Consider the following 21,377-nt stretch of genomic DNA (forward strand, 5'->3'; position numbering starts at 1 on the left):
ATCAGCCCCCCGTGTGGCTCATGTGGCGGGAGATGCGGCCCTCCACCCCGCGGGAATAGTCGAAGTCGTGCCCCTTGGGCTTGAGCCGGATCGCCGCCCGGATGGCGTCGTCGAGCGCGTCGTCATCGGGCGACCCGCGCAGGGCGGCCCGCAGGTCCGACGCGCCCTCCTGCCCCAGGCAGGTGTGGAGCTGCCCCGTGCAGGTCAGCCGCACGCGGTTGCAGCTTTCGCAGAAGTTGTGGGACAGCGGCGTGATGAAGCCCACCTTCTGCCCCGTCTCCTCCAGCCGCACATAGCGCGCGGGCCCGCCCGTCCGCTCCGCGAGGTCGGTGATCGTGTAGCTCTCCGCCAGTCGCGCCCGCAGGTCGCGCAGGCTCCAGAACTGGTCGAGCCGCATCTCGTTGCCGATGTCGCCCATCGGCATGACCTCGATGAAGGTGAGGTCGTGCCCCTCGCGGGCGCACCACCGCACGAGGTCGAACATCTCGTCCTCCGTATCGCCCTTCAGCGCCACGGCGTTGATCTTGACGCGCAGGCCCGCGTCCCGCGCGGCCTCGATCCCCTTCAGCACCTGCTCCAGCCGTCCCCAGCGGGTCAGCCGGCGGAACCGCTCGGGGTCCAGCGTGTCCAGCGACACGTTCACCCGCCGCACGCCCACGCGCGCGAGGTCCCCGGCAAAGCGGGCGAGCTGGCTGCCGTTCGTGGTCAGCGTCAGCTCGCGCAGCGAGCCCGAGGCAAGGTGCCGCCCCATCGCCTCGAAGAACGACATGATGTTGCGCCGCACCAAGGGCTCGCCCCCGGTGATCCGCAGCTTCTCCACCCCGTGCCGCACGAAGGCCGAGCAGAGCCGGTCCAGCTCCTCCAGCGTCAGGATCTCGGTCTTGGGCAGGAACTGCATGTCCTCGGACATGCAGTAGACGCAGCGGAAGTCGCAGCGGTCGGTGACCGAAACCCGCAGGTATCGGATCGTACGGCCGAAGGGATCGACGAGAGGCGCGTCCATGCCTGACACCTAGGCCGATGGGCGACGCGCCGCAAGCCGGAGTCGCCCCGGTTGCGCCCGCGGGCGGCCTTGGTCTAGCCTCGGCCCATGAAAACCCGCATCCTTCCCCTCCTGGCGCTCCTGCCTTTCGCCGCCTGCTCGGACATCGAGGCCGGCGGCCCCGGCCTCGATCCCGCCGTCACGGCTTCCCAGAGCCCCGTCGCCCGCCCTTCCGGGCTGGACACGACCCCCGCGCCGGTCCCCGCCGCGGTGCTCACCCCGCTGGCGCCGGTCACGACCGGCCCGCTCGACCCGCTCGCGCCGCCCCCCGCGGCCGAAGGGATCGCCGTGGGCGAGCCCGCGCCCACCGATGCGGCCCTGGTCACGCCGCCGTCGCCCGCGCCCACGGGCGCGCTCGGGACCACCGTCGCGTCGCTGGGCTCGCCCACCAATCCCGGCCGCTGGCTGGAGACGCCGCTCGTTGCCGAACCCACGCAGGGCCGGGTCGAATACAACGGACAGTCCGTGAACGTGGAGTTGCGCCCCTCGGGCGGCGAGCCCGGCTCGGGCAGCCAGATCAGCCTGGAAGCGATGCGGGCGCTGGGCGCGCCGCTCACCGGCCTGCCCGAGCTGACCGTCTTCGGCGGCTGAAACGGCGACGGCCCAGGGATCGCCCGGGCCGCGTCCGAAAGGGGCCCGGAGCGCAGGCTCCGGGCCTTGTCGTGTCAGGCGTGCAGCGTCTCGGTCGAGGAGAAGAACATCGCCTGGCTGATGGCCGAGCGCACCTGGTCCTCGCGATAAGGCTTGGAGATCAGGAAGGCGGGCTCCGGCCGCTCGCCGGTCAGCAGGCGCTCGGGGAAGGCGGTGATGAAGATCACCGGGATGTCCCCGCCCGCCGACAGGATGTCGTTGACGGCATCGATCCCCGACGACTTGTCGGCCAGCTGGATGTCCGCGAGGATCAGGTCCGGCCGCTCGATGCCGGCCAGCGCCACGGCGGCGTCGCGGGTGCGGGCCACGCCGGTGATCGCGTGCCCCATGTCGGCCACGATGCTCTGGAGGTCGAGCGCGATGATCGCCTCGTCCTCGATGATCATCACGCGGCCCGAGACCGAATCCTCCATGTCCGACCGGGCGCGGTTGATGAGGTGCATGACCTCGTCCACGTCCGACCGCATGATGGTGGCGATCTCCTCGGGCTTGAAGTCCTCGATGGTGGCCAGCAGCAGCGCCTCGCGCGTGTTGGGCGTCAGCCGGGCGAGATGCGCCTGCGCGGCGCGGGCCAGTCCCGTTTCTCCCTCGGACACCGGCGCGCCCGAGCTTTGCCAGATCGTGTGGAACACCGTGAACAACGCGACGCGGGGTCCGACCCCGGTCTCGTACAGCTCCGGCTCCTCCAGGATCGCTTCCAGCGTGGCCAGCGCATAGGCGTCGCCGGTCGACTGGCTGCCCGTCAGGGCGCGCGCGTAGCGGCGGAGATAGGGCAGCTCGGACCCGATCATCGCGGACAGGTCGGGTGCGGCAGTCTTGCTCATGTGATTGGGCGTCCCTGCGTTGCGTTGGAACCAAACAATAGGGCCGAGACTTCTGTCTGGAAAGGGATAGAGGCAAAGGTTTCAGCCCATCATGGACGAGCTTTCGACTCACGAGCTGCGCGGCGCGGCCTTTGCGGCCAACCTGCGCCGCGCCTTCGGGGCGCCGGTCGAAGGCGATATGCCGGCGTCCTTCGCGACGCTCCTGAGCCGTTTGGGCGAGGTCCAGCGCCCCGCCTCCGCCCTGTCCCAGCGCCACGACGCCAACCGGCTGGGTGCGTGATGCCCCGGCTGTCCGGTCGGCCCTCCCGGCCCAGGGACCGCTCCCCATCCGTCGCGACCGCGCGTTCCCGCAAGGGCCAGTCCGACGGCGCCTCGCCCCTCGATCCCCGTGACGAACTTGTGACCCATTTGCCCGCCATGCGCGCCTTCGCGCTCTCGCTCACCCGCAACGCCTCCCAGGCCGACGACCTCGTGCAGGACACGGTGGTGAAGGCCTGGTCGCACTTCGATCGCTTCGAGGCCGGCACCAACCTGCGCGCCTGGCTGTTCACGATCCTGCGGAACACCTTCTACTCGACCCGCCGCCGCACGGTGCGCGAGGTCTCCGACAGTGACGGCGCGCTGGTGGGCGCCCTGGCCGAGAAGCCTGCCCATGACGGGCGGCTCCAGATGGCCGACTTCATCCGCGCCTTCGCCCAGCTTCCCGACGAGCAGCGCGAGGCGCTGGCGCTCGTGGGCGCCTCGGGCTTCTCCTACGAAGAGGCCGCCGAGATGACGGGCGTCGCCGTGGGCACGGTGAAGAGCCGCGCCAACCGCGCCCGCGCCCGGCTTGCGCAGATCCTTCAGCTCGATGAGGCCGAGCGCCTTGAGCTGACGGACAATGCGACGCTGGCGGTGATAGCGGCACAGGGCGGGCCGCATCTGTGACCGAAACACCTCGGCCCTGGTGGCGCCTGCGTCTCGACGGGCTTGCGCTCCGCGTCGCCACCTTCCTGACGATCGCCCTCCTGCCGCTCGGCCTGATCGCGCTGTGGCAGACGCGCGAATACCAGCGCGAGACCGAGCGCCGGGCCGAGCTGTCGCTCCTCGCCGTCACCGAGCAGGGCGCGGCCGGCGTCGCCCAGCTCATCGAACGGGCGCGGGGCGCGGGCGAATCCCTGGCCGTGGTGGCCGATCTCCTCGACGACCCCGACACCTGCTCGGACTACCTGGGCCGGCTCGTCGCCGGGAGCGGTCCCTACAACTTCGTGGGCTTCGTGCCGGCCTCGGGACCCGTGACCTGCTCCTCGTCCGAAGGACCCGTCGACCTGGGCGGCCTGATCGGTCTGGGCGGCCCGCCGCGCGTCCATGTGCAGGTCCATCCCGGCGGGCTCGTCTCGGGCGAGGACGTCCTCATCATCGCCGTTCCGGTCGGGGGCGAAGCGGCCCCCCAGGGCTATCTCGCCTTCTCGGTCTCCCGCGAGCGCGCCGCCGGTCCGCCGCCCGCCGCCGCCGGCCTGCGCCCGCAGGTCCTGCTCACCTTCGACGTGGAAGGCGAGGTCCTGACGGTGCAGCCGCGCGACCTAGACGGGCAGGCGCTCATGGGCCTTCTCGCGCAGGGCCGCTCCCTGGCGCAGGAGGCCAGCGACAGCTCCCGCGTCTACGAGGCGATCGATGCGGAGGGCGAGGATCGGGTCTACACCGTGGCGCCGCTGGTGCCCGACGTGGCCTATGCCATGGCGGTCTGGTCGCCCCAGCAGGCGGGGCAGGGGATCGGGCCCGCCAGCTCGCCGCTCCTGTTCCCCCTCCTGATGTGGGCCACCAGCCTCCTCGTGGCCTTCTGGGCCATCCACCGGCTGGTGATCCGGCGCGTGGCCCGCCTGGGCGTCCGGATGCGCCGCTTCGGCCGGGACCGGTCGCTCGACGACCGACCCCCCGGCTACGGCACCCCCCACGAGCTGCGCGAGATCGAGGACGCGTTCCGCCAGATGGCCACGGCGATCCTCCACGACGAGGCGCGGATGGAGAACGCCTTCCGCGAGCGCGGCGTGCTCCTGCGCGAGGTGCACCATCGCGTGAAGAACAACCTCCAGCTCATCTCCTCGATCATCTCCATGCAGATCCGCCGGATGCCCGAGGCGCGGGTGCGCGCCATCCTGCGCCGGCTCCAGGACCGGGTGCTGACGCTGGCCTCCATCTACCGCAGCCTCTACACCAGCCCCGACATGGGCGACGTGAACGCCGCCCCCGTTCTGCGCGCCATCGTCGAGCAGGAGCTGCGTGGCGCCGAGGGGCGCGTCGAGGCCACGCTCGACATCGAGGACATCGTGCTCGACCCCGACAAGGTGGTGCCGCTCGCGTTCCTCACGGCCGAGGCGGTCTCGAACGCGCTGGTCCGCGCCGCCGCCGCCGAGGGCCGCCCGAGCCTGTCCATCGCGCTCCACCGCGACGGAGAGCGCGCGACCCTGCGCATCGCCAACAGCGTCGACGGCACCCCTGCGGCCGAGGAGCCGCCCCGGGGCCTGGGCCAGCACCTGATCCAGGCCTTCGCGGCGCAGGTGGGCGGCCCCGCCCGGTCCGAGGTGCGGGACGGCCTCTACCGCCTCTCCGTCACCTTTCCCATCGACTCCGCCGCCGAGCACGAGACGGCCGAGGCCTGACCACCTGCCCGGACGGGCAGTTCACGAAATCGCCATATTTCCCCGCCCTTGCGGCCCCCGGAGGGGAGTCGTAGGTATGGCCCGTCCCCAGCAGAGGTTCCCTCCATGCAAGACCCCGTCAATCACTACATGAACCTCGTCCCCATGGTGGTCGAGCAGACGAGCCGGGGGGAACGCGCCTACGACATCTTCTCGCGGCTACTCAAGGAACGCGTGATCTTCGTCTCGGGCCCGGTGCACGACGTGATGGCGCAGCTCATCGTGGCGCAGCTCCTCCACCTCGAGGCCGAGAACCCGAAGAAGGAGATCTCGATGTACATCAACTCCCCGGGCGGGGTGGTGACGTCGGGCCTCTCCATCTACGACACGATGCAGTACATCCGGCCCAAGGTCTCGACGCTGGTGGTGGGGCAGGCGGCCTCGATGGGCTCGCTGCTGCTGACCGCGGGCGAGAAGGGGATGCGCTTCTCGCTCCCGAACAGCGAGATCATGGTCCACCAGCCCTCGGGCGGTTACCAGGGCCAGGCGACCGACATCCTGATCCACGCTCGCCGGACCGAGCAGCTCAAGAAGCGGCTGAACGAGATCTACGTCAAGCACACCGGCCAGGCCATGGAGGCCGTCGAAGCCGCTCTCGAGCGCGACAACTTCATGGACCCCGAAGAGGCCAAGGCCTGGGGCCTGATCGACGACATCCTGACCACGCGCGACCCCCTGCCGGCCGGGGACGCCTGAGACAAGTCGCCGCCCGCGAAGCGGACCCGTGGGCGGCTTTTGGAGTTGTGGACGCAGGGCGCCTGCCCTAGTCTGACCGACGGACGGCGCGAAGCCGAAGCGCCGTCCCCGACGAGCCCCCGAGGGGCATGCTGAGGCCCTGGGGGGCCAGAGGAGTCACATGGCGAACGCATCCGGCAGCGACGGCAAGAACACGCTCTACTGCTCCTTCTGCGGCAAGAGCCAGCACGAGGTGCGCAAGCTGATCGCCGGCCCGACCGTGTTCATCTGCGATGAATGCGTCGAGCTGTGCATGGACATCATCCGCGAGGAGACGAAATCCTCGGGGCTCAAGTCCTCCGACGGGGTGCCCACCCCGCGCGAGATCTGCGACGTGCTCGACGATTACGTGATCGGCCAGATCCACGCCAAGCGCGTGCTCTCGGTGGCCGTCCACAACCACTACAAGCGCCTCAGCCACGCTCAGAAGTCCCAGGACATCGAGCTCGCCAAGTCCAACATCCTCCTGATCGGCCCCACGGGCTGCGGCAAGACGCTGCTCGCGCAGACGCTGGCCCGCATCCTCGACGTGCCCTTCACCATGGCCGACGCCACCACGCTGACCGAAGCCGGCTACGTGGGCGAGGACGTGGAGAACATCATCCTCAAGCTCTTGCAGGCGTCGGAATACAACGTCGAGCGGGCGCAGCGCGGCATCGTCTACATCGACGAGGTCGACAAGATCACCCGCAAGTCCGACAATCCCTCGATCACGCGGGACGTGTCGGGCGAGGGCGTGCAGCAGGCCCTCCTCAAGATCATGGAAGGCACCGTGGCCTCCGTGCCGCCCCAGGGCGGCCGCAAGCATCCTCAGCAGGAGTTCCTGCAGGTGGACACGACCAACATCCTGTTCATCTGCGGCGGCGCCTTCGCGGGCCTCGAAAAGATCATCGCGCAGCGCGCCAAGGGCTCGGGCATGGGCTTCGGCGCCAAGGTCTCCGCCCCCGACGAGCGCAGCGTGGGCGAGATCTTCAAGGACCTCGAACCCGAGGACCTGCTGAAGTTCGGCCTCATCCCCGAGTTCGTGGGCCGTCTGCCGGTCATCGCCACGCTCACCGACCTCGACGAGGCCGCGCTGGTGAAGATCCTGACCGAGCCCAAGAACGCGCTCGTCAAGCAGTACCAGCGCCTCTTCGAGCTGGAGGACACCAAGCTCACCTTCACCGAGGACGCGCTCAAGGCCATCGCCAAGCGCGCCATCGAGCGCAAGACCGGCGCGCGCGGCCTGCGCTCCATCATGGAGGACATCCTCCTCGACACCATGTTCGACCTGCCGGGCCTGACCTCGGTCCGCGAGGTGGTGGTGAACGAGGAAGCCGTGGGCACGGTCGGCAAGCCGCTCATGATCCACACGGACCCGGCGGCCAAGAAGGAAGTGGCCTCCGCCCGCTAGGCCGGGACATCAGACACGGACCGGGCAGGGGCGTCACCGCCCCTGTTTCCGTTTGTGGCCCCCGCCACCCTGCAAGAGCCCGCTCCATGCCCGTTTCCGGTGACGCCGCCACGCTGGCCCTGGTCCTCGACCTCCTCGGCACCTTCGTCTTCGGCCTGAGCGGCGGCACCCTGGCCGTGCGCCGGGGCCTCGACATCATCGGCGTGCTCGTGCTCTCCACCGCCGCGGCCCTGGCCGGGGGGATGGCGCGCGACGTCCTCCTCGGCGCGACGCCGGTCGCGGCGCTGGCCGACAGCCGCTACCTCCTCGCCGCGCTGGTCGCGGGCCTCGCCGCCTTCCTGGGCCATCCGCTCGTCGAGCGCTTGGGCAAGCCCGTGATGGTCTTCGACGCGCTGGGCCTCGGGCTCTTCGCCGTCACCGGCTGCCGCAAGGCGCTGGCCTACGGCATGGACCCGTTGCCCAGCCTCCTCCTCGGCGTCGTGACCGCCGCAGGCGGCGGCGTCCTGCGCGACCTCCTCGTGGCCGAGGTGCCCCGCGTCCTGCGCGGCGAGATCTATGCCCTGGCCGCCCTCCTGGGCGCGGGTGTCGTCGTCTTGGGCGACGGCCTGGGCCTTCCCGCGGCGCCCGTGACCCTGGCGGGCGTCGGCGCGGCCTTCCTCCTCCGGCTGGTCAGCGTCCGGCGGGGCTGGGATGCCCCGCGCTCGCCCTGGTCCTGACCGCCGGCTTGCGCCGAACGGGCGAAGGGCCGACAACCGCCGCGCAGAACCCGGAGGCCCCCATGACCCCCATCCGCCGCATCTCGACCGGCTCCGCCTGGGAGCCGCGCATCGGCTACTGCCGCGCCGTGGTCGCGGGCGGCTGGGTCCATGTCTCGGGCACGACCGGCACCGACCACGCGACGGGCGAGATCCCCGAGCGGGTCGAGGACCAGTGCGCGCTGGCGCTGCGCATCATCGAGGGCGCCCTGCGCGAGGCGGGCTGCACCTTCGCCGACGTGGTCCGCGTCCGCTACATCCTCCCCGACCGGGCCGACTTCGCGCCCTGCTGGCCCCAGCTCGCGGGTGCCTTCGGCGCCCATCCCCCGGCCGCCACCATGATCGAGGCCGGCCTCATCGATCCCCGCCACCGCATCGAGATCGAGGTCGACGCCCGCCTGCCCTGAGGCCCCGTTCCGGGCGACGCTCCCTGCCGGAGCCGCCCCGCAGGGCGGGGCTTCGCCCGTCCGAGCGACGCTGGAGCGCTGAAGCCCACCCTGCGGCCACGGGACCGCGCCGCCCCACGACCGGGGTGTTGCGTGAGTCGGGGGAGGACCGTTCGGTGCTGTCAGAAACCGTTAACCTTTGTCCCGCACCTTGGTCCCGCACGCATCGCCACGGGATCGCCTGCGGGACACAACTCTCCCGCCTTCGGACGACATCTTCGTGGCCCGCTCTTTGCAGGCACCTGGCCCGCGTGCCGCCGGACCATCTGGGGAACCCACGCCCCAGCCGCCGCGCGTCGAGGACGCGCCCCCTGCCGGCCCGAAGTGGCGTCCCGCCGGCAGCAACGGAGGCCGTCCCCCATGGCAGGGGGAAACGCTCCGACCCAAATGGCCCGGACCTGCCGCGCGACGGCAGGACCACGGGCCCGTGAAGCGCCCCTGCGCGGATCGCCCTACATTGACCCCGCGCCCCATCCGGGGCATGGAAAGCCCCGAGCGGCGGAGGCACGGCATGACGTTCATGGACTACTTCAAGCGCACCTTCACCTGGTGGAACAGCCAGACCTGGGGCACCGCGCTCCACACGCGGCGGCACGGGCTCAAGGTGGGCGAGGACGCGCTCGGCAACGTCTACTACCGCAACGCCGACGACAGCTCGCGCTGGGTCATCTACAAGGCCGAGGCCGAGGCGACCATGGTGCCCACCGAATGGTTCGGCTGGCTGCACCGCACCTGGGACACGCCCCCCACCGAGGAAACCGCCCCCCGCAAGTTCTGGGAAAAGCCCTCGCTCCCGAACCTGACCGGCACGCCCTACGCCTACGCGCCCTCGGGCTCTCTGCGCCGGCCCGACCCGCCGCTGGACCGTCGCGACTACGAAGCCTGGACGCCCGAGTGATGCGGGAAAGCCCGCTCGAGGTCCTGACCGGCGCCGCCGTGGTGCTGGTCGCGGGGGGCTTCCTCCTCTACGCCGCCCAGGCCACCGGCTATGGCGGCCCGGACGAGGGGCTGCGCCTCACCGCGAGCTTCCGCTCCATCGAGGGCGTGTCGCTCGGGACCGACGTGCGGCTCGCGGGGGTCAAGATCGGCACGGTGACCGACACGGCGCTCGACCCGCAGACCTTCCGCGCCACGACCGAGCTGACCGTCAACGCCGCCGTTCCGATCCCCGACGACTCCTCCGCCGTCGTGTCGAGCGAGGGGCTCCTGGGCGGCACCTTCATCGAGATCGTGCCCGGCGGGTCGCTCACGACCCTGGCCGATGGCAACGAAATCGTGGACACGCAGGGCGCGGTCAGCCTGCTCCAGCTTCTGCTCCAGTACATCTCGGGCGGGGACGAGCAGTCGACATGAGGCTGGCGCTCCTCGCCGCGTGCCTCGCCACGCCGCTTGCCGCGCAGGACACGCTGTCGCTCGACCCGCCCGCCCGCCGCCTCGCGCCCGAGAACGAGGCCGAGCGTCTGGGCGCGGTCACCTCGGCCTCCGGCGGCATCGTCCGCGTCCTCGACAAGATCATCGGCACCGTCACCGATCTGGAACTGCGCACCGGCGAGACGGCCGAGGTCGGTGCCATCTCGGTCACCATGGGCGACTGCCGCTATCCCACGGCCAACCCGGCGGGCGACGCCTATGCGCTGGTCAGCGTCCGCACGCGAGCCGACGACGCGGCGGTGTTCGAGGGCTGGCTCATCGCCTCGGCCCCCGCGCTCAGCGCCGTCGACCATCCCCGCTACGACGTCTGGGCGCTGCGCTGCCTTGGCGTCTGACGGTGCATCGAAAGCCAAGTAGAACGATTTCCCGGCGCAGGCGTTGCCCTTTCGTGGGGCATCGCCGGCCCTACGCCGACAGGAGATCCTGCATGGCTCAGAAACAGCAAGGCACCGGCCCGGACAACGCCGGCATGAACCGCGACATGGACCGCCACCAGCAGGGCGGCGCGTCCGGCGGCCAAAGCAACCAGTCGCAGCAGTCCACCGGGCCCGACCGGGACAAGAGCCGCGACGCCGACCAGCAGATCGATCGGGACCAGCAAAGGTAAGCGGTCCCCTCCGTCCACGAGGTTCGCCGCCGGTCCCGAGGGGCCGGCGGTCGCGCGTCAGGGCGTGAAGCGGGCCGTCCGTCGCAGCGCCTCGTCCAGCCGCCGCCGATATTCGCCCCGACCGATCTCGACCGCGCCCAGAGAGGCGAGATGCGGCGTCAGGAACTGCGTGTCGAACAGCACGAAGCCCCCCGCGCGCAGCCGCCCGATGATATGGAACAGCGCCACCTTCGAGGCGTCCGTCCGGCGCGAGAACATGCTTTCCCCGAAGAAGGCCGCGCCGATCGCCACCCCATAGACACCGCCCGCCAGCGCCTCGCCCTCCCAGACCTCGCAGGAATGTGCCAGACCCCGAGCATGGAGCGCATTGTACAGAGCGGCGATGGTGCCGCTGATCCAGGTCTCGTCCCGCTCGGCGCAGCCCTGGACCACCCCGTCGAAGTCCGCGTCGAAGCTCACCCGGAAGCGCCCCGACCGCAGCGTCCGCGCCAGACTGCGCGAGACATGGAAGCCGTCCAGCGGAAAGATCCCGCGCCGCCGGGGATCGACCCAGAACACGTCCGGGTCGCTCCGGCTTTCCGCCATGGGGAAGATGCCCTGACGGTAGCCGTCCAGAAGGATCTCGGGCGTGAGGTCCTCGCCTCTCACGTGGGGGCTGCCATCCTTACCTTCAGCCAGCCTTCCAGCCAATGAATGTTGTAGTCCCCTGACCGGATCGCCGGATCGTCCGTCAACGCGTCGAAGAGCGGGATCGTCGTGTCGATCCCGTCCACGATCAGCTCGCCCAGGGCCCGCCGCAGCCGCGCGATGGCCTCGTCGCGATCGCGCCCGTGGACGATCAGCTTGGCAATCAGCGAATCGTAGTAGGGCGGGATCCGGTAGCCGTCGTAGAGAGCCGAATCCATCCGCACGCCCAGGCCACCCGGCGCGTGATACTGGGTGATCTTGCCGGGCGAGGGCGCGAAGTTGGGCAGCTTCTCGGCGTTGATCCGCACCTCGATGGCATGCCCGTTGATCTGCAGATCCTCCTGCCGGAAGGACATCGGCAACCCGCAGGCCACGCGGATCTGCTCGCGCACGAGGTCCACGCCGAAGATCGCCTCCGTGACGGGATGCTCCACCTGCAGGCGGGTGTTCATCTCGATGAAGTAGAATTCGCCGTTCTCGAACAGGAACTCGATGGTGCCGGCGCCGATGTAGTTGATGCTGGCGACCGCGTCGGCGCAGATCTTCCCGATCCGGGCGCGCTGCTCGGCCGTGATGACGGGGCCGGGGGCCTCTTCCAGCACCTTCTGGTGCCGGCGCTGCAAGGAGCAGTCGCGCTCGCCCAGATGGACGGCGTTGCCCTTGCCGTCGCCGAAGACCTGGATCTCGATGTGCCGCGGCGTGGTGAGGTACTTCTCCATGTAGACCTCGTCGTTCCCGAAGGCCGCCTTGGCCTCCGAGCGCGCGGTCTGGAACGCGACCTCCAGCTCTCCCTCGTCGCGGGCGACCTTCATGCCGCGCCCGCCGCCGCCCGCCGTGGCCTTGATGATGACCGGGTAGCCGATCTGCTCGGCGACGCGCTTGGCCTCGGCGAGCGCGCCCACGCCGCCGTCCGAGCCCGGCACCACGGGGATGCCCAGGGCCTTGGCCGTTTCCTTGGCGGTGATCTTGTCGCCCATGATGCGGATGTGCTCCGCCGATGGGCCGATGAAGGTGATGCCGTGATCCTCGACCGCCTGCACGAAGGCGGCGTTCTCGCTCAGGAACCCGTAGCCCGGATGGATCGCCTGCGCGCCCGTGATCTCGCAGGCCGAGATGATGGCGGGAAAGCTCAGGTAGCTCTGCCCCGAGGGCGGCGGTCCGATGCAGATCGCCTCGTCGGCCATGCGGACATGCATGGCGTCGGCGTCGGCGGTGGAATGGACGGCGACGGACTGGATGCCCATCTCGCGGCAGGCGCGCACGACGCGCAGGGCGATCTCGCCCCGGTTGGCGATCAGGATCTTGTCGAACATCGTGGTCACTCGATGATCATCAGGGGGGCGCCGTATTCCACGGGCGCCCCGTCCTCGACGAGGATGCGCTTGACCACCCCGGCATGGGGCGCGGGGATCTGGTTCATGGTCTTCATGGCCTCGATGATGAGCAGCGTGTCGCCGCCCTTCACCGTCTGCCCGACCGACACGAAGGGGGCCGTGCCCGGCTCGGCCTGGAGATACACCGTTCCCACCATGGGCGAGGTGACGGCGCCGGGATGCGACGCCGGATCGCCGCTGCCGACAGCAGGGACCGCGACGGCCGCGGGCGCCGCGGCGGCCTGCGCCAGCGGCTGGGGCGCGACGGGCGCCGGAGCGGCCTGCAGCACCACGCCCCCACGCGTCACGCGGACGTTGAGCCGATCGTTGTCGGCCCATTCACGCTTGACCTCGACCTCGTTGAGGTCGTGGGCCCGAAGCAGCTCGGCCAAGGCCCGGATGAAGCTCACGTCGCCGTCATGGGTGTGATTGTCGCTCATGAAGTGCCTTTCGCCTCGTCCTTGCTCGCTGGCCGTCCCTTGGACCAATGGACGGAATCGGCCACCCGGATGACACCGGGAGCCGCAAACCGTTCGTTTGGCGCTTATAAGCGAAGCCGTTCTAGGTGGAAAGCCGCGACGACGCGGCGTCCGGGCCCAGGTCTTGCACCTCGCCGTGGGCTTTCGAGGACCCGTCCTGCGCACCGTTCTCCGCCCCAGCGGCGCAGGACGGCACCGATCCGCCGGACGCGGCGATGTTCCCGGTCCTGTCCGGCCGGTCGGCCGGCAGCATCGGAATGCCCCACGGCTTGAGCACGCGTTGCGGCTCGCCCCGGCGCGACGCCGGAGCCTCGGGCGGGGCCCGCCCCGCCTCGGTGGCGGCGCTCATGCCCAGCAGCGAACGCGCGAGCCAGCCGCTCTGGAACGACGAGGCAGGGGCCACGACCGGTCCCTGCGCCAGCCCCGGCGGCGGCGCGATGATCCGGGCGCTAGCGGCGGCATCGGCAGCGGGCCTCAGATCGACCTCTGGTCGCGGCGCAAGCATTGACGGATTCGAAATCTCCATGACGGAACTCCTACGGACGAACACCCTGTGACCTCGCCGTTAGCAGCCGTCTCTTAACGCGCGGTTAACGCCCGTCATGATCTGTCAACTCGCGTTAAGACATGGTAAATCCTGTAAAGGCCGGGCGGTGCCGGCCCAGGGGAGGACGCCAGATGGCCGAGCGGCAGCCCACCGGCCTCCGCATCCGCGAGCGGCGGCAAGAGCGCGGGCTCCGGCAGGCCGACCTCGCGACCAGCGTCGGCATCTCGCCCTCCTACCTCAACCTGATCGAGCACGGCCGCCGCCGCATCGGTGGCAAGCTGCTCGCCGACATCGCGCGGGCGCTCGACCTCGATCCGGCGGCCTTGGGCGAGGGGCCCGACATGGGCCGCCTCCGCTCGCTCCGGGCCGCCGTGGCGGGCCTCGACGACAAGGCGCGCACCTTGCCCGAGCTATCGCGGGCGCAGGACTTCGCGGACCGCTTCCCGGGCTGGGCCGCTCTCGTCGGCCTGCAAGCCGCGCGGATCGAGTCGCTGGAGCGGCGCGTGATCGAGCTTTCGGAGCGGCTCAGCCACGACCACGATCTGGCGCAGGCGCTGCATCAGGTGATTTCGGGCGTGACCGCCATCCGCGCCTCCTCGGGCATCCTGGCCGAGAACCCCGACCTCGATCGCGACTGGCAGGGGCGCTTCCTTCACAACATCCTGGCGGACAGCGAGGCCTTGGCCAAGGCGAGCCGGTCGCTGGCGCGGTTCCTGGAGGCGCCCGAGCGTGCGGCGTCCCTCGCGCTCTCCCCGCAGGAGGAGGCCGAGCGCTGGCTCGACGCCTGCGACCACCACCTGCCCGAGGTCGAGGCGGGCCGGCCGCTGACGGATCTGCCCGAGGGCGCCGCGGGGGAGGTTCTGCGCGCCTGGGCCGAACGCTACGCCGCCGACGCCGCCACCCTGCCGCTTGGTCCTTTCGCCGAGGCGGCAATGGCCGAGGGCCACCACCCCGTCCGGCTCGCCCGTCGCTTCGGCGTGCCTCTGGCGCAGGTGTTCCGCCGGCTGGCGGCGCTGCCGGCAGGTCAGGGGCACCCGGCAACCGGCCTCGTCATCGGCGATGCGAGCGGCACCCTGATCCATCTCAAGGCGCTGGACGGGCTCGCGCTGCCCCGCACAGGCGGCTGTCCCCTCTGGCCGGTCTTCGAGGCTTCGGCCCAGCCCGGCCGCGGGCTGCGGGCCTATGCGGCGCTGCCGGGGCAGGGGGCGCCGCGCCTTCTCTGCCACGCCGTCGCCGCTCCGCGCGAGGAGCCGGACTGGGATGCGCCCCCGCGGATCGAGACGACCATGCTCCTCACCGCCGCCCCGCCCGAGCCCGCTCCGGGCGACCGGCTCGTGGGCCTGACCTGCCGCCTCTGCCCGCGCGCGGCCTGCCCGGCGCGACGCGAGCCATCCATCTTGGGCTAAGACGTTCGGCTCCTTTGACTCTGGACCAGCGCCCCGCGATACTCGGCCGGCCCGAGGCCTGGGGAGGAGACCTGTGGGACGTCGCGTGCTGCTCATCGAGGATGAGCCCAACATCATCGAGGCCCTGAGCTTCATCCTGACGCGCGACGGCTGGACGGTGCACACGCATTCGGACGGAACGACGGCGGCCGCGCGGGTGCGGACGGGTTCGCCCGAGGTCGTGGTCCTTGACGCCATGTTGCCGGGCCGCTCGGGGTTCGACATCCTGCGCGAGCTGCGCGCCGACCCCTCCACCGCCGCGGTCCCGGTGCTGATGCTCACCGCGCGGGGGCAGGAGAGGGATCGCGACCTCGCGCTGCGCCTGGGCGCCACCGAGTTCATGACCAAGCCCTTCGCCAACGCCGAGGTGCTGGCCGAGGTGCGGCGGCTCGCAGGGGGCTGAGATGGCGCGGCCCCGCCGGCCCCTCTTCCTGCGCCCCGCAAGCTACCGCCAGCGCCGCCTGCGCGATGCCGCGCGTCTCCTGCCTGTGCTGGGGATCGCGCTCTTCCTCGTGCCGCTCCTCTGGACGCCCTCCGACGAATCCGGCGGCGTCAGCAACTCGGGCGCGCTCCTGTTCGTCTTCGGAGTCTGGACGGGGCTGATCGTGGCGGCGCATGTCCTGTCGCGCATCCTCCGGCTCGACGCCGGCGAGGACCGGGACGAGCCGCCGTGATCCTGACCTTCAACATCCTCGTCGCGGTGTCGCTGGGCTACGTGGCGATGCTCTTCGCAGTGGCCTTCGCGGCGGACCGGCGCGCACGGGCAGGGCGCGGGGGCTGGCTGCGCTCGCCACTCATCTACACGCTGTCGCTGTCGATCTACTGCACCGCCTGGACCTTCTACGGCGCGGTGGGATACGCGGCGCGCTCGGGCCTCGAATACCTGACGATCTACCTGGGCCCCAGCCTCGTGGTGATCGGCTGGTGGTGGCTCCTGCGCAAGCTCGTCCGCATCGCCCGGGTCCAGCGCATCACCTCCATCGCGGACCTCGTGTCCTCGCGCTTCGGCAAGTCGCCCTGGATCGGGGCCGTCGTGACGCTGATCGCCGTGGCAGGGGTCACGCCCTACATCGCGCTCCAGCTCCAGTCGATCTCGCTCACCTTCGCGGCCTTCATCGAGGGCATGGACGGCGGGATGGACGTGGACTTCGTGGCGCTCTGGACCGCGATCGGCCTCGCGCTCTTCACCACCCTCTTCGGCACGCGCAACCTCGACCCGTCGGAGCGGCACCACGGTATCGTCATGGCCGTCGCCGTGGAGGCGGTGGTCAAGCTTTTCGCCCTTCTGGGCGTGGGGGTCTTCGTGGTCTGGGGCCTGGGCGGCGGGATCGCAGGGACGCTCGCGCGGATCGATGCGTCACCCATCCCGATGTGGCAGGGCGAGGGCGGGCGCTGGGTGGGCCTGACGGCGCTCTCGGCGGCGGCCTTCCTGACACTGCCGCGCATGTTCCACGTCCTCGTGGTCGAGAACGACGACGACCGCCATCTCGCCGTCGCGAGCTGGGCCTTCCCGCTCTATGTCCTGCTGATGAGCCTCTTCGTCGTCCCCATCGCCGTGGTGGGCCTCGAACGGCTGCCCGAGGGCTCGAACCCCGACCTCTTCGTGCTGGCCCTGCCCATCTCCGAGGGGCACGGGGGCCTCGCGCTCCTCGCTTTCCTGGGCGGCTTCTCCTCGGCTACCTCCATGGTGATCGTGGCGACCATCGCGCTCGCGACCATGGTCTCGAACCACATCGTGGCCCCGCTCTGGCTCTCGGTGCGCGGCCCCGACGAGGTCGCGCGGGACCTGCGGGGGACAATCCTCCTCGCGCGGCGGGTCTCGGTCGCGGCGGTGCTGGCGCTGGGCTACGTCTACTTCCAATACACCGGCTCGGGCGTGGCGCTCAGCTCCATCGGGCTCATCGCCTTCGCGGGTGTGGCGCAGATTCTCCCGGCCATGCTGGGGGGCATCACCTGGCGCGGCGCCACGGCCAAGGGCGCGGGCGCGGGGCTTCTCCTCGGGGCCGCCGTCTGGGCCTGGACGCTGTTCCTGCCCTCCTTCGGCACCGCCATCATCCCGCAGCCGGTCTTGGACCAGGGTCCTTGGGGACTCGCGTGGCTTCGCCCCCGCGCGCTCTTCGGGATCGAGGGCCTCGATCCGCTCCTCCACGCCGTGCTCTGGTCGCTGCTCCTCAACGCGGCGGCCTTCGGGCTGGTCTCGATCCTGACCTTCCCCAATCCGCTCGAACGGCTGCAAGGGGCGCAGTTCGTCAACGTCTTCGACCAGACCGGCCCCGCCCGCACCTGGTCGCGCAGCGGCGCCGAGGTCGAGGACCTTCTCGTGCTGGCTCAGCGCGTGGTGGGCCATGAGACCGCGCTCGACCTCTTCCAGGCCGAGGCGGAGGAGCAGGGCAAGTCCGGCCACCTGCCCGACGCTACGCCCGGCTTCCTCCAGCGGCTGGAGCGCGAGCTGGCGGGCTCGGTAGGCGCGGCGGCGGCCCATGCGCTGGTGGGCCAGTTCGTGCAGGGGCCGGGCCTGTCGGTCGGCGACCTCATGGCCGTGGCGGACGAGGCCGCGCAGATCCTCGAATACTCCGCCCGCCTCGAGGCCAAGTCCGCCGAGCAGGAGCGCACCGCCCGCGCCCTGCGCGAGGCCAACGACAAGCTGACCCAGCTCGCCCGCCAGAAGGACGCCTTCCTGAGCCGCATCAGCCACGAACTGCGCACTCCGATGACCTCCATCCGCTCCTTCTCCTCCATCCTGCAGGAGGAGGGCCTCACCCCCGCCGAGGCGCGGCGCTTCGCCGGGATCGTCGAGGCCGAGGCGCATCGCATGACCCGGCTGCTCGACGACCTGCTCGACCTGTCGGTGCTGCGCGACGGGCAGGTGACGCTCGAGCGGCAGGAGGGGACGCTCGCCGAGGTCATCGACCGCTCGCTGCTCTCGGCGGGGGCCCTGAAGGGGGACCTTGCGGTGCTGCGCGACCCCGCAGCCGAGGCGCTGCCCGTGGTCACCGACCTCGACCGGCTGGCGCAGGTCTTCATCAACCTCGTCTCGAACGCCCGCAAGTACTGCGATGCCGACCGGCCCGAGCTGCGCATCGCCGTCCAGCGACGGGGGCCGCAGGTGATCGTGGACTTCGTGGATAACGGCAGCGGCATCCCCGCGCCCGAGCGCGAGGTGATCTTCGAATCCTTCGCCCGCCTGTCCGGCCGCCGGGCCGGAACGGTTGCTCCCAGCGGCGCAGGCCTGGGCCTCGCCATCTGCCGCGAGATCATGAGCCTGCTCGGGGGATCGATCACCTACCTGCCGGGGCAGGGCGGCGCGGCCTTCCGCGTGACCTTCCCCCAGGGCGTCGCGGCGGCGGCCGCCGAGTGAGCGCGTTAACCAAACCTTAGGTCGAATCGGCTAGGCTGGTCCTGTCGGAAAAGGGAACGGACCTCGTGGAACACGGCCAAGCCAGTCTCATGCGCCGACTCGTGCGTCCTCCGGCGCCGCCAGCCGCGATCACCCCCGCGCGTGCCCTCAGGCTCGCCGCGACGCGCGCGGCCGAACGGTCGATCTCCTTGCCCCTGGCGGTCCTGGGGGTCAGCGAGGAGGAGGGACCGCTCGACGATCTGCTGGGCCGCTTGGAGGACGGCCTCATGCTCATCGCTCTGCACGAGGACGACCATCCCGTGGGCCTCGTCGCGCTCGACGCCGAGGCACGGGCCGCCGTGCTGGAGGTGCAGACGCTGGGCCGTGTCGCCCCCGCTGTCGCCGAGGTGCGGGTCGTGACGGCCGCGGACGCGGCCCTGGCCCGGCCCTTTCTCCAAGCTCTTTTGGCCGAGGTCGAGGCGGGCACCGCCGGCACCGTCCTCGATGGCTGGGTGCGCGGCCCGGCACTGGCCGCGCGGCTGCCCGGCCCGCGCGAGGCCGCCATGATCCTGTCCGACGGGCTCTACCGGATCGTGCGGCTGACGCTCGACCTTGGAGCGGGCGGGCGGCAGGGACTCGCCCTGCTGCTGATCCGTCTCCGGCCACCGCCCGAACCGGCCTGGGCCGAGCCCCCGGCAGCCACCGTGGCCGATCCAGTGCTCGCCGCCCCTGCGACGCTGACGGCGGTGCTGCACCGGCTCCAACTCCCGTTGGCAGGGGCCGAGGCGCTTGAGGTGGGTCAGGTCCTCGCTCTCCCAGGCGTTACGGTCGCCTCGGTCCGGCTCGAGGTGGCCGGGATTGATCTTGGCCCCGCGCGCTTGGGCCAGATGGCGGGGATGCGCGCCCTCCGCATCGAGGAGCCGCTGACCCCCGGGCTCGACGAGCTTCCCTCCTTGGGCGAGGGCGCCGGTCCCGCCGCCCTGCCACCGACCGTCGCGGGATGGCCGTCGTGAAACGTGGAAGGACCCCCGCGAACGGGGGCCCTCCGTTGGCCCTGGTTCTTGGCTCAGCGCTTCGACTGCTCTCCGGCCTCGTGGAGCTGCATGTACTTGACCGTCAGTGCGTCGGTCATTCCCAGCAGGGTCTGGAAGGTCTTCTCTTCTTCCCGCAGAGTCGTCTCGTAGATGGCGACGTGGTGCTGGTGGCCCGTGGCTTGCGCCATCGCGATCAGCGACCGGTAGGTGGCCTGCTCGAAGGCCTCGAAGGCCACGTTCGCGAAATGGTTCTTCATGATCTCGTCGGACATGACCGTATGCGCGAGGGCCGCCATGTTGCCCGACATCTGCGTGCCGAGATCCTTGATGGCCGAAGGAGCCGATCCCAGTTCGCTCAGGATTCCCTCGAGCCGCTGGATCTGCGCCTCCGTCTCGGCCCCGTGCTGGCGCAGCACTGCCGCCACCTCAGGGTAGCTCTCGATCCGCTCGAGCTGCCGGTTGATGAGTTGCGTCGCCTGCTTCTCCAGAGAATGGGCGCTCTGGATACCCATGATGTAGTCTTGCTTGGCCTGATCCGAGGTCAGCGACATGGACCCGGACGACGTGCCTTGATCGTACGCCATTGTTCATCTCCTGTAGCGGAAGTCACGCAGACCAACGCCAGGGAAGCGAGCCGGTTCGAGCCTGCGGCGAGGCGCCGCCGATCAACCCCGCGCGAGGTCGAGGCGGGGTCGAAGGGCCGAGAGGTCATATCCCGCACGGGCGGTGGCGGACAGGATCTCGTCCGTCGGCATCCGCCCCGCTTGCGCCAGCGACCACAGGATCGAGGATCGCGTGCCCGAAGCGCAGTAGGCCAGCACCGGTCCCTTTTCCATGGCCTCGGCCTGTGCGGCGATCCGCTCCGGGGTCATGGTCGGATGAGTGACCGGATTGTCAACGAAGGTCAGCCCCGCCGCTTCGACCGTGATGCGCATGACCTCCGAGGACAGTTCCATCGGGATCTCGGAGTCGGGCCGGTTGCAGACCACCGTGCGGAAGCCCGCCGCCACGAGTTCCGGAACGTCCTCGGGCGCGATCTGGGGCGAGACGGCGTAGTCGGGGGTGATGCGGCGAATGTCCATGCTGACATGAATAGGGCTCGCCCCGACGGGCGTCCAGCGCCTCAGCCGACAACGACCCCGATGATCACGAACATGCATCCCAGCACGGACAGCAGCAGGGCGCCAAGGTTGATGGGCAGCGCCCGTTGGAGCCGTGCCCGCAGCGCGGCATCATCCAGTGCCTCGCGCCTAGCGCGGATGGCGATGGCCCCGCTCCAGGCGATCCCTACGAGACCCAGGAAAGCGATCGCCACGCCGATCCAGATCAGGATGTCCATGAGCGATCCTCCGCCGCTGTGCCTCCCGCGCCTATCCTGCGGGGCTGTCCCGCGCAAGCGCTTGCGGCCGTGCCACCCGGAGGGCTAGGCCTTGGTCACGAGCAGTCCCGCAAAGAGGAATCACAGAATGCCCCCAGCCCACCTGCACGTGGTCGAGACCGAGCCGCTTCCCGGTGACGAGATCCGCCAGTTCATCGAGCGCTACGAGTCGCTTGAAGCGCAGAAGAAGGACATCGGCGAGGAGATGAAGGAAGTCATGGCCGAGGCCAAGGGGCGCGGCTATGACGTCAAGATCCTCAAGAAGATCATCGCCATCCGAAAGCGCGACAAGGACGACATCGACGAAGAGGAAGCCATCCTCGAACTCTACAAGCAGGCTCTGGGAATGACCTGAGGCACGTCCTCATGGCTTGGATCGGCAAGCACGCTAAGGCAAACCGGGTTGTGGGCTTCGGGCTCGACACGACGTTATTGCGCAACTTGGGCTGAGGCCGAGCTGTTTTCTTTCCCTGTGTGTTCGGGCGACGCGCGTGATCTCGGTCCTGTTCAAGGGCCGAGAAGCGGTTCGTGAGAG

At 70.5% G+C, this 21,377-nt stretch carries 26 protein-coding genes and 1 pseudogene; 18 read left to right on the plus strand and 9 right to left on the minus strand.

Annotated features, from left to right (window positions below; all coding sequences use genetic code 11):
• Nucleotide 1 precedes the first annotated feature (1 nt).
• A complete protein-coding gene (moaA, locus tag FHG71_RS05135) occupies nt 2–1,003 on the minus strand; it encodes a GTP 3',8-cyclase MoaA (RefSeq protein WP_139080540.1) in 1,002 nt (333 codons plus the stop codon).
• A gap of 87 nt (nt 1,004–1,090) precedes the next feature.
• On the opposite strand from moaA, the gene FHG71_RS05140 reads away from it, so the two are divergent.
• Nucleotides 1,091–1,633 (plus strand): D-galactarate dehydratase, encoded by a 543-nt coding sequence (locus FHG71_RS05140; protein WP_176559298.1) that lies wholly within the window; start codon nt 1,091–1,093, stop codon nt 1,631–1,633.
• Between the two features lie 74 nt (nt 1,634–1,707).
• Here the strand turns inward: FHG71_RS05140 and FHG71_RS05145 are convergent, their stop codons facing one another.
• The gene (locus tag FHG71_RS05145) at nt 1,708–2,517 is read right to left on the minus strand and encodes a response regulator (RefSeq protein ID WP_139080541.1); all 810 of its coding nucleotides are present in this window, start codon (nt 2,515–2,517) and stop codon (nt 1,708–1,710) included.
• A 91-nt stretch (nt 2,518–2,608) separates the two neighbouring features.
• Here FHG71_RS05145 and FHG71_RS05150 point away from each other — a divergent pair, with 91 nt between their 5' ends.
• The 11 genes and pseudogenes from FHG71_RS05150 to FHG71_RS05200 all read left to right on the plus strand — a co-directional run bounded on the left by FHG71_RS05150 (nt 2,609) and on the right by FHG71_RS05200 (nt 10,562).
• Nucleotides 2,609–2,797: a hypothetical protein gene (locus FHG71_RS05150; protein ID WP_139080542.1), complete on the plus strand. Its 189-nt coding sequence runs from the start codon at nt 2,609–2,611 to the stop codon at nt 2,795–2,797.
• 101 nt (nt 2,798–2,898) lie between these two features.
• Nucleotides 2,899–3,444, plus strand: a pseudogene (locus FHG71_RS05155) (RNA polymerase sigma factor); the annotation flags it as partial.
• The gene (locus tag FHG71_RS05160; protein ID WP_139080544.1) at nt 3,441–5,156 is read left to right on the plus strand and encodes a sensor histidine kinase; all 1,716 of its coding nucleotides are present in this window, start codon (nt 3,441–3,443) and stop codon (nt 5,154–5,156) included. The pseudogene FHG71_RS05155 and the gene FHG71_RS05160, both read left to right, overlap by 4 nt.
• 105 nt (nt 5,157–5,261) lie before the next feature.
• Nucleotides 5,262–5,891, plus strand: coding sequence for an ATP-dependent Clp protease proteolytic subunit (locus FHG71_RS05165; RefSeq protein WP_139080545.1), 630 nt, complete (start codon nt 5,262–5,264; stop codon nt 5,889–5,891).
• Nucleotides 5,892–6,051: 160 nt separating this feature from the next.
• A complete protein-coding gene (clpX, locus tag FHG71_RS05170; RefSeq protein WP_139080546.1) occupies nt 6,052–7,323 on the plus strand; it encodes an ATP-dependent Clp protease ATP-binding subunit ClpX in 1,272 nt (423 codons plus the stop codon).
• Between the two features lie 86 nt (nt 7,324–7,409).
• The gene (locus tag FHG71_RS05175; RefSeq protein ID WP_139080547.1) at nt 7,410–8,039 is read left to right on the plus strand and encodes a trimeric intracellular cation channel family protein; all 630 of its coding nucleotides are present in this window, start codon (nt 7,410–7,412) and stop codon (nt 8,037–8,039) included.
• Between the two features lie 62 nt (nt 8,040–8,101).
• Complete coding sequence (locus FHG71_RS05180; RefSeq protein ID WP_139080548.1) at nt 8,102–8,485, plus strand: RidA family protein; 384 nt, start codon at nt 8,102–8,104, stop codon at nt 8,483–8,485.
• 550 nt (nt 8,486–9,035) lie between these two features.
• On the plus strand, nt 9,036–9,422 hold the full coding sequence (locus tag FHG71_RS05185; RefSeq protein ID WP_139080549.1) for an NADH:ubiquinone oxidoreductase subunit NDUFA12: 387 nt from the start codon (nt 9,036–9,038) through the stop codon (nt 9,420–9,422).
• Nucleotides 9,422–9,877 (plus strand): outer membrane lipid asymmetry maintenance protein MlaD, encoded by a 456-nt coding sequence (gene mlaD / locus FHG71_RS05190; RefSeq protein ID WP_139080580.1) that lies wholly within the window; start codon nt 9,422–9,424, stop codon nt 9,875–9,877. Before FHG71_RS05185 ends, mlaD begins: the two co-directional genes overlap by 1 nt.
• Nucleotides 9,874–10,290: a DUF2155 domain-containing protein gene (locus FHG71_RS05195; RefSeq protein ID WP_139080550.1), complete on the plus strand. Its 417-nt coding sequence runs from the start codon at nt 9,874–9,876 to the stop codon at nt 10,288–10,290. The genes mlaD and FHG71_RS05195 overlap by 4 nt, the downstream gene beginning before the upstream one ends.
• A gap of 92 nt (nt 10,291–10,382) precedes the next feature.
• Nucleotides 10,383–10,562 (plus strand): hypothetical protein, encoded by a 180-nt coding sequence (locus FHG71_RS05200; RefSeq protein WP_139080551.1) that lies wholly within the window; start codon nt 10,383–10,385, stop codon nt 10,560–10,562.
• Between the two features lie 57 nt (nt 10,563–10,619).
• Here the strand turns inward: FHG71_RS05200 and aat are convergent, their stop codons facing one another.
• The 4 genes from aat to FHG71_RS05220 all read right to left on the minus strand — a co-directional run bounded on the left by aat (nt 10,620) and on the right by FHG71_RS05220 (nt 13,627).
• A complete protein-coding gene (gene aat, locus FHG71_RS05205) occupies nt 10,620–11,210 on the minus strand; it encodes a leucyl/phenylalanyl-tRNA--protein transferase (protein ID WP_139080552.1) in 591 nt (196 codons plus the stop codon).
• Nucleotides 11,207–12,562: an acetyl-CoA carboxylase biotin carboxylase subunit gene (accC, locus tag FHG71_RS05210; RefSeq protein ID WP_139080581.1), complete on the minus strand. Its 1,356-nt coding sequence runs from the start codon at nt 12,560–12,562 to the stop codon at nt 11,207–11,209. Before accC ends, aat begins: the two co-directional genes overlap by 4 nt.
• Before the next feature lie 5 nt (nt 12,563–12,567).
• Entirely contained in the window at nt 12,568–13,062 is a 495-nt protein-coding gene (accB, locus tag FHG71_RS05215) for an acetyl-CoA carboxylase biotin carboxyl carrier protein (protein ID WP_139080553.1), read from the minus strand.
• 121 nt (nt 13,063–13,183) lie between these two features.
• A complete protein-coding gene (locus FHG71_RS05220; RefSeq protein WP_139080554.1) occupies nt 13,184–13,627 on the minus strand; it encodes a hypothetical protein in 444 nt (147 codons plus the stop codon).
• 152 nt (nt 13,628–13,779) lie between these two features.
• On the opposite strand from FHG71_RS05220, the gene FHG71_RS05225 reads away from it, so the two are divergent.
• The 5 genes from FHG71_RS05225 (at nt 13,780) to FHG71_RS05245 (ending at nt 19,443) form a co-directional block, all read left to right on the plus strand.
• Nucleotides 13,780–15,054, plus strand: a complete 1,275-nt coding sequence (locus FHG71_RS05225; RefSeq protein WP_139080555.1) for a helix-turn-helix domain-containing protein — start codon at nt 13,780–13,782, stop codon at nt 15,052–15,054.
• Between the two features lie 73 nt (nt 15,055–15,127).
• Nucleotides 15,128–15,496, plus strand: a complete 369-nt coding sequence (locus FHG71_RS05230; protein WP_139080556.1) for a response regulator transcription factor — start codon at nt 15,128–15,130, stop codon at nt 15,494–15,496.
• Between the two features lies 1 nt (nt 15,497).
• Complete coding sequence (locus tag FHG71_RS05235) at nt 15,498–15,767, plus strand: hypothetical protein (RefSeq protein ID WP_139080557.1); 270 nt, start codon at nt 15,498–15,500, stop codon at nt 15,765–15,767.
• Entirely contained in the window at nt 15,767–18,451 is a 2,685-nt protein-coding gene (locus FHG71_RS05240; protein WP_139080582.1) for an ATP-binding protein, read from the plus strand. Before FHG71_RS05235 ends, FHG71_RS05240 begins: the two co-directional genes overlap by 1 nt.
• A gap of 89 nt (nt 18,452–18,540) precedes the next feature.
• A complete protein-coding gene (locus tag FHG71_RS05245) occupies nt 18,541–19,443 on the plus strand; it encodes a FliM/FliN family flagellar motor switch protein (protein WP_139080558.1) in 903 nt (300 codons plus the stop codon).
• Nucleotides 19,444–19,496: 53 nt separating this feature from the next.
• Here FHG71_RS05245 and FHG71_RS05250 read toward each other — a convergent pair whose 3' ends face one another.
• The 3 genes from FHG71_RS05250 to FHG71_RS05260 all read right to left on the minus strand — a co-directional run bounded on the left by FHG71_RS05250 (nt 19,497) and on the right by FHG71_RS05260 (nt 20,803).
• Nucleotides 19,497–20,048, minus strand: a complete 552-nt coding sequence (locus FHG71_RS05250) for a DUF892 family protein (protein ID WP_139080559.1) — start codon at nt 20,046–20,048, stop codon at nt 19,497–19,499.
• Nucleotides 20,049–20,129: 81 nt separating this feature from the next.
• Entirely contained in the window at nt 20,130–20,546 is a 417-nt protein-coding gene (locus FHG71_RS05255; protein ID WP_139080560.1) for a protein tyrosine phosphatase family protein, read from the minus strand.
• Between the two features lie 41 nt (nt 20,547–20,587).
• Nucleotides 20,588–20,803 carry a hypothetical protein gene (locus tag FHG71_RS05260; RefSeq protein WP_139080561.1) on the minus strand — a complete coding sequence of 72 codons (216 nt, stop codon included), beginning with the start codon at nt 20,801–20,803 and terminating at the stop codon, nt 20,588–20,590.
• 127 nt (nt 20,804–20,930) lie between these two features.
• On the opposite strand from FHG71_RS05260, the gene FHG71_RS05265 reads away from it, so the two are divergent.
• The gene (locus tag FHG71_RS05265; RefSeq protein WP_139080562.1) at nt 20,931–21,197 is read left to right on the plus strand and encodes a DUF2312 domain-containing protein; all 267 of its coding nucleotides are present in this window, start codon (nt 20,931–20,933) and stop codon (nt 21,195–21,197) included.
• The last annotated feature ends 180 nt before the right edge of the window (nt 21,198–21,377 follow it).

Source organism: Rubellimicrobium roseum (assembly GCF_006152145.1).
Classification (GTDB): Bacteria; Pseudomonadota; Alphaproteobacteria; order Rhodobacterales; family Rhodobacteraceae; genus Rubellimicrobium; species Rubellimicrobium roseum.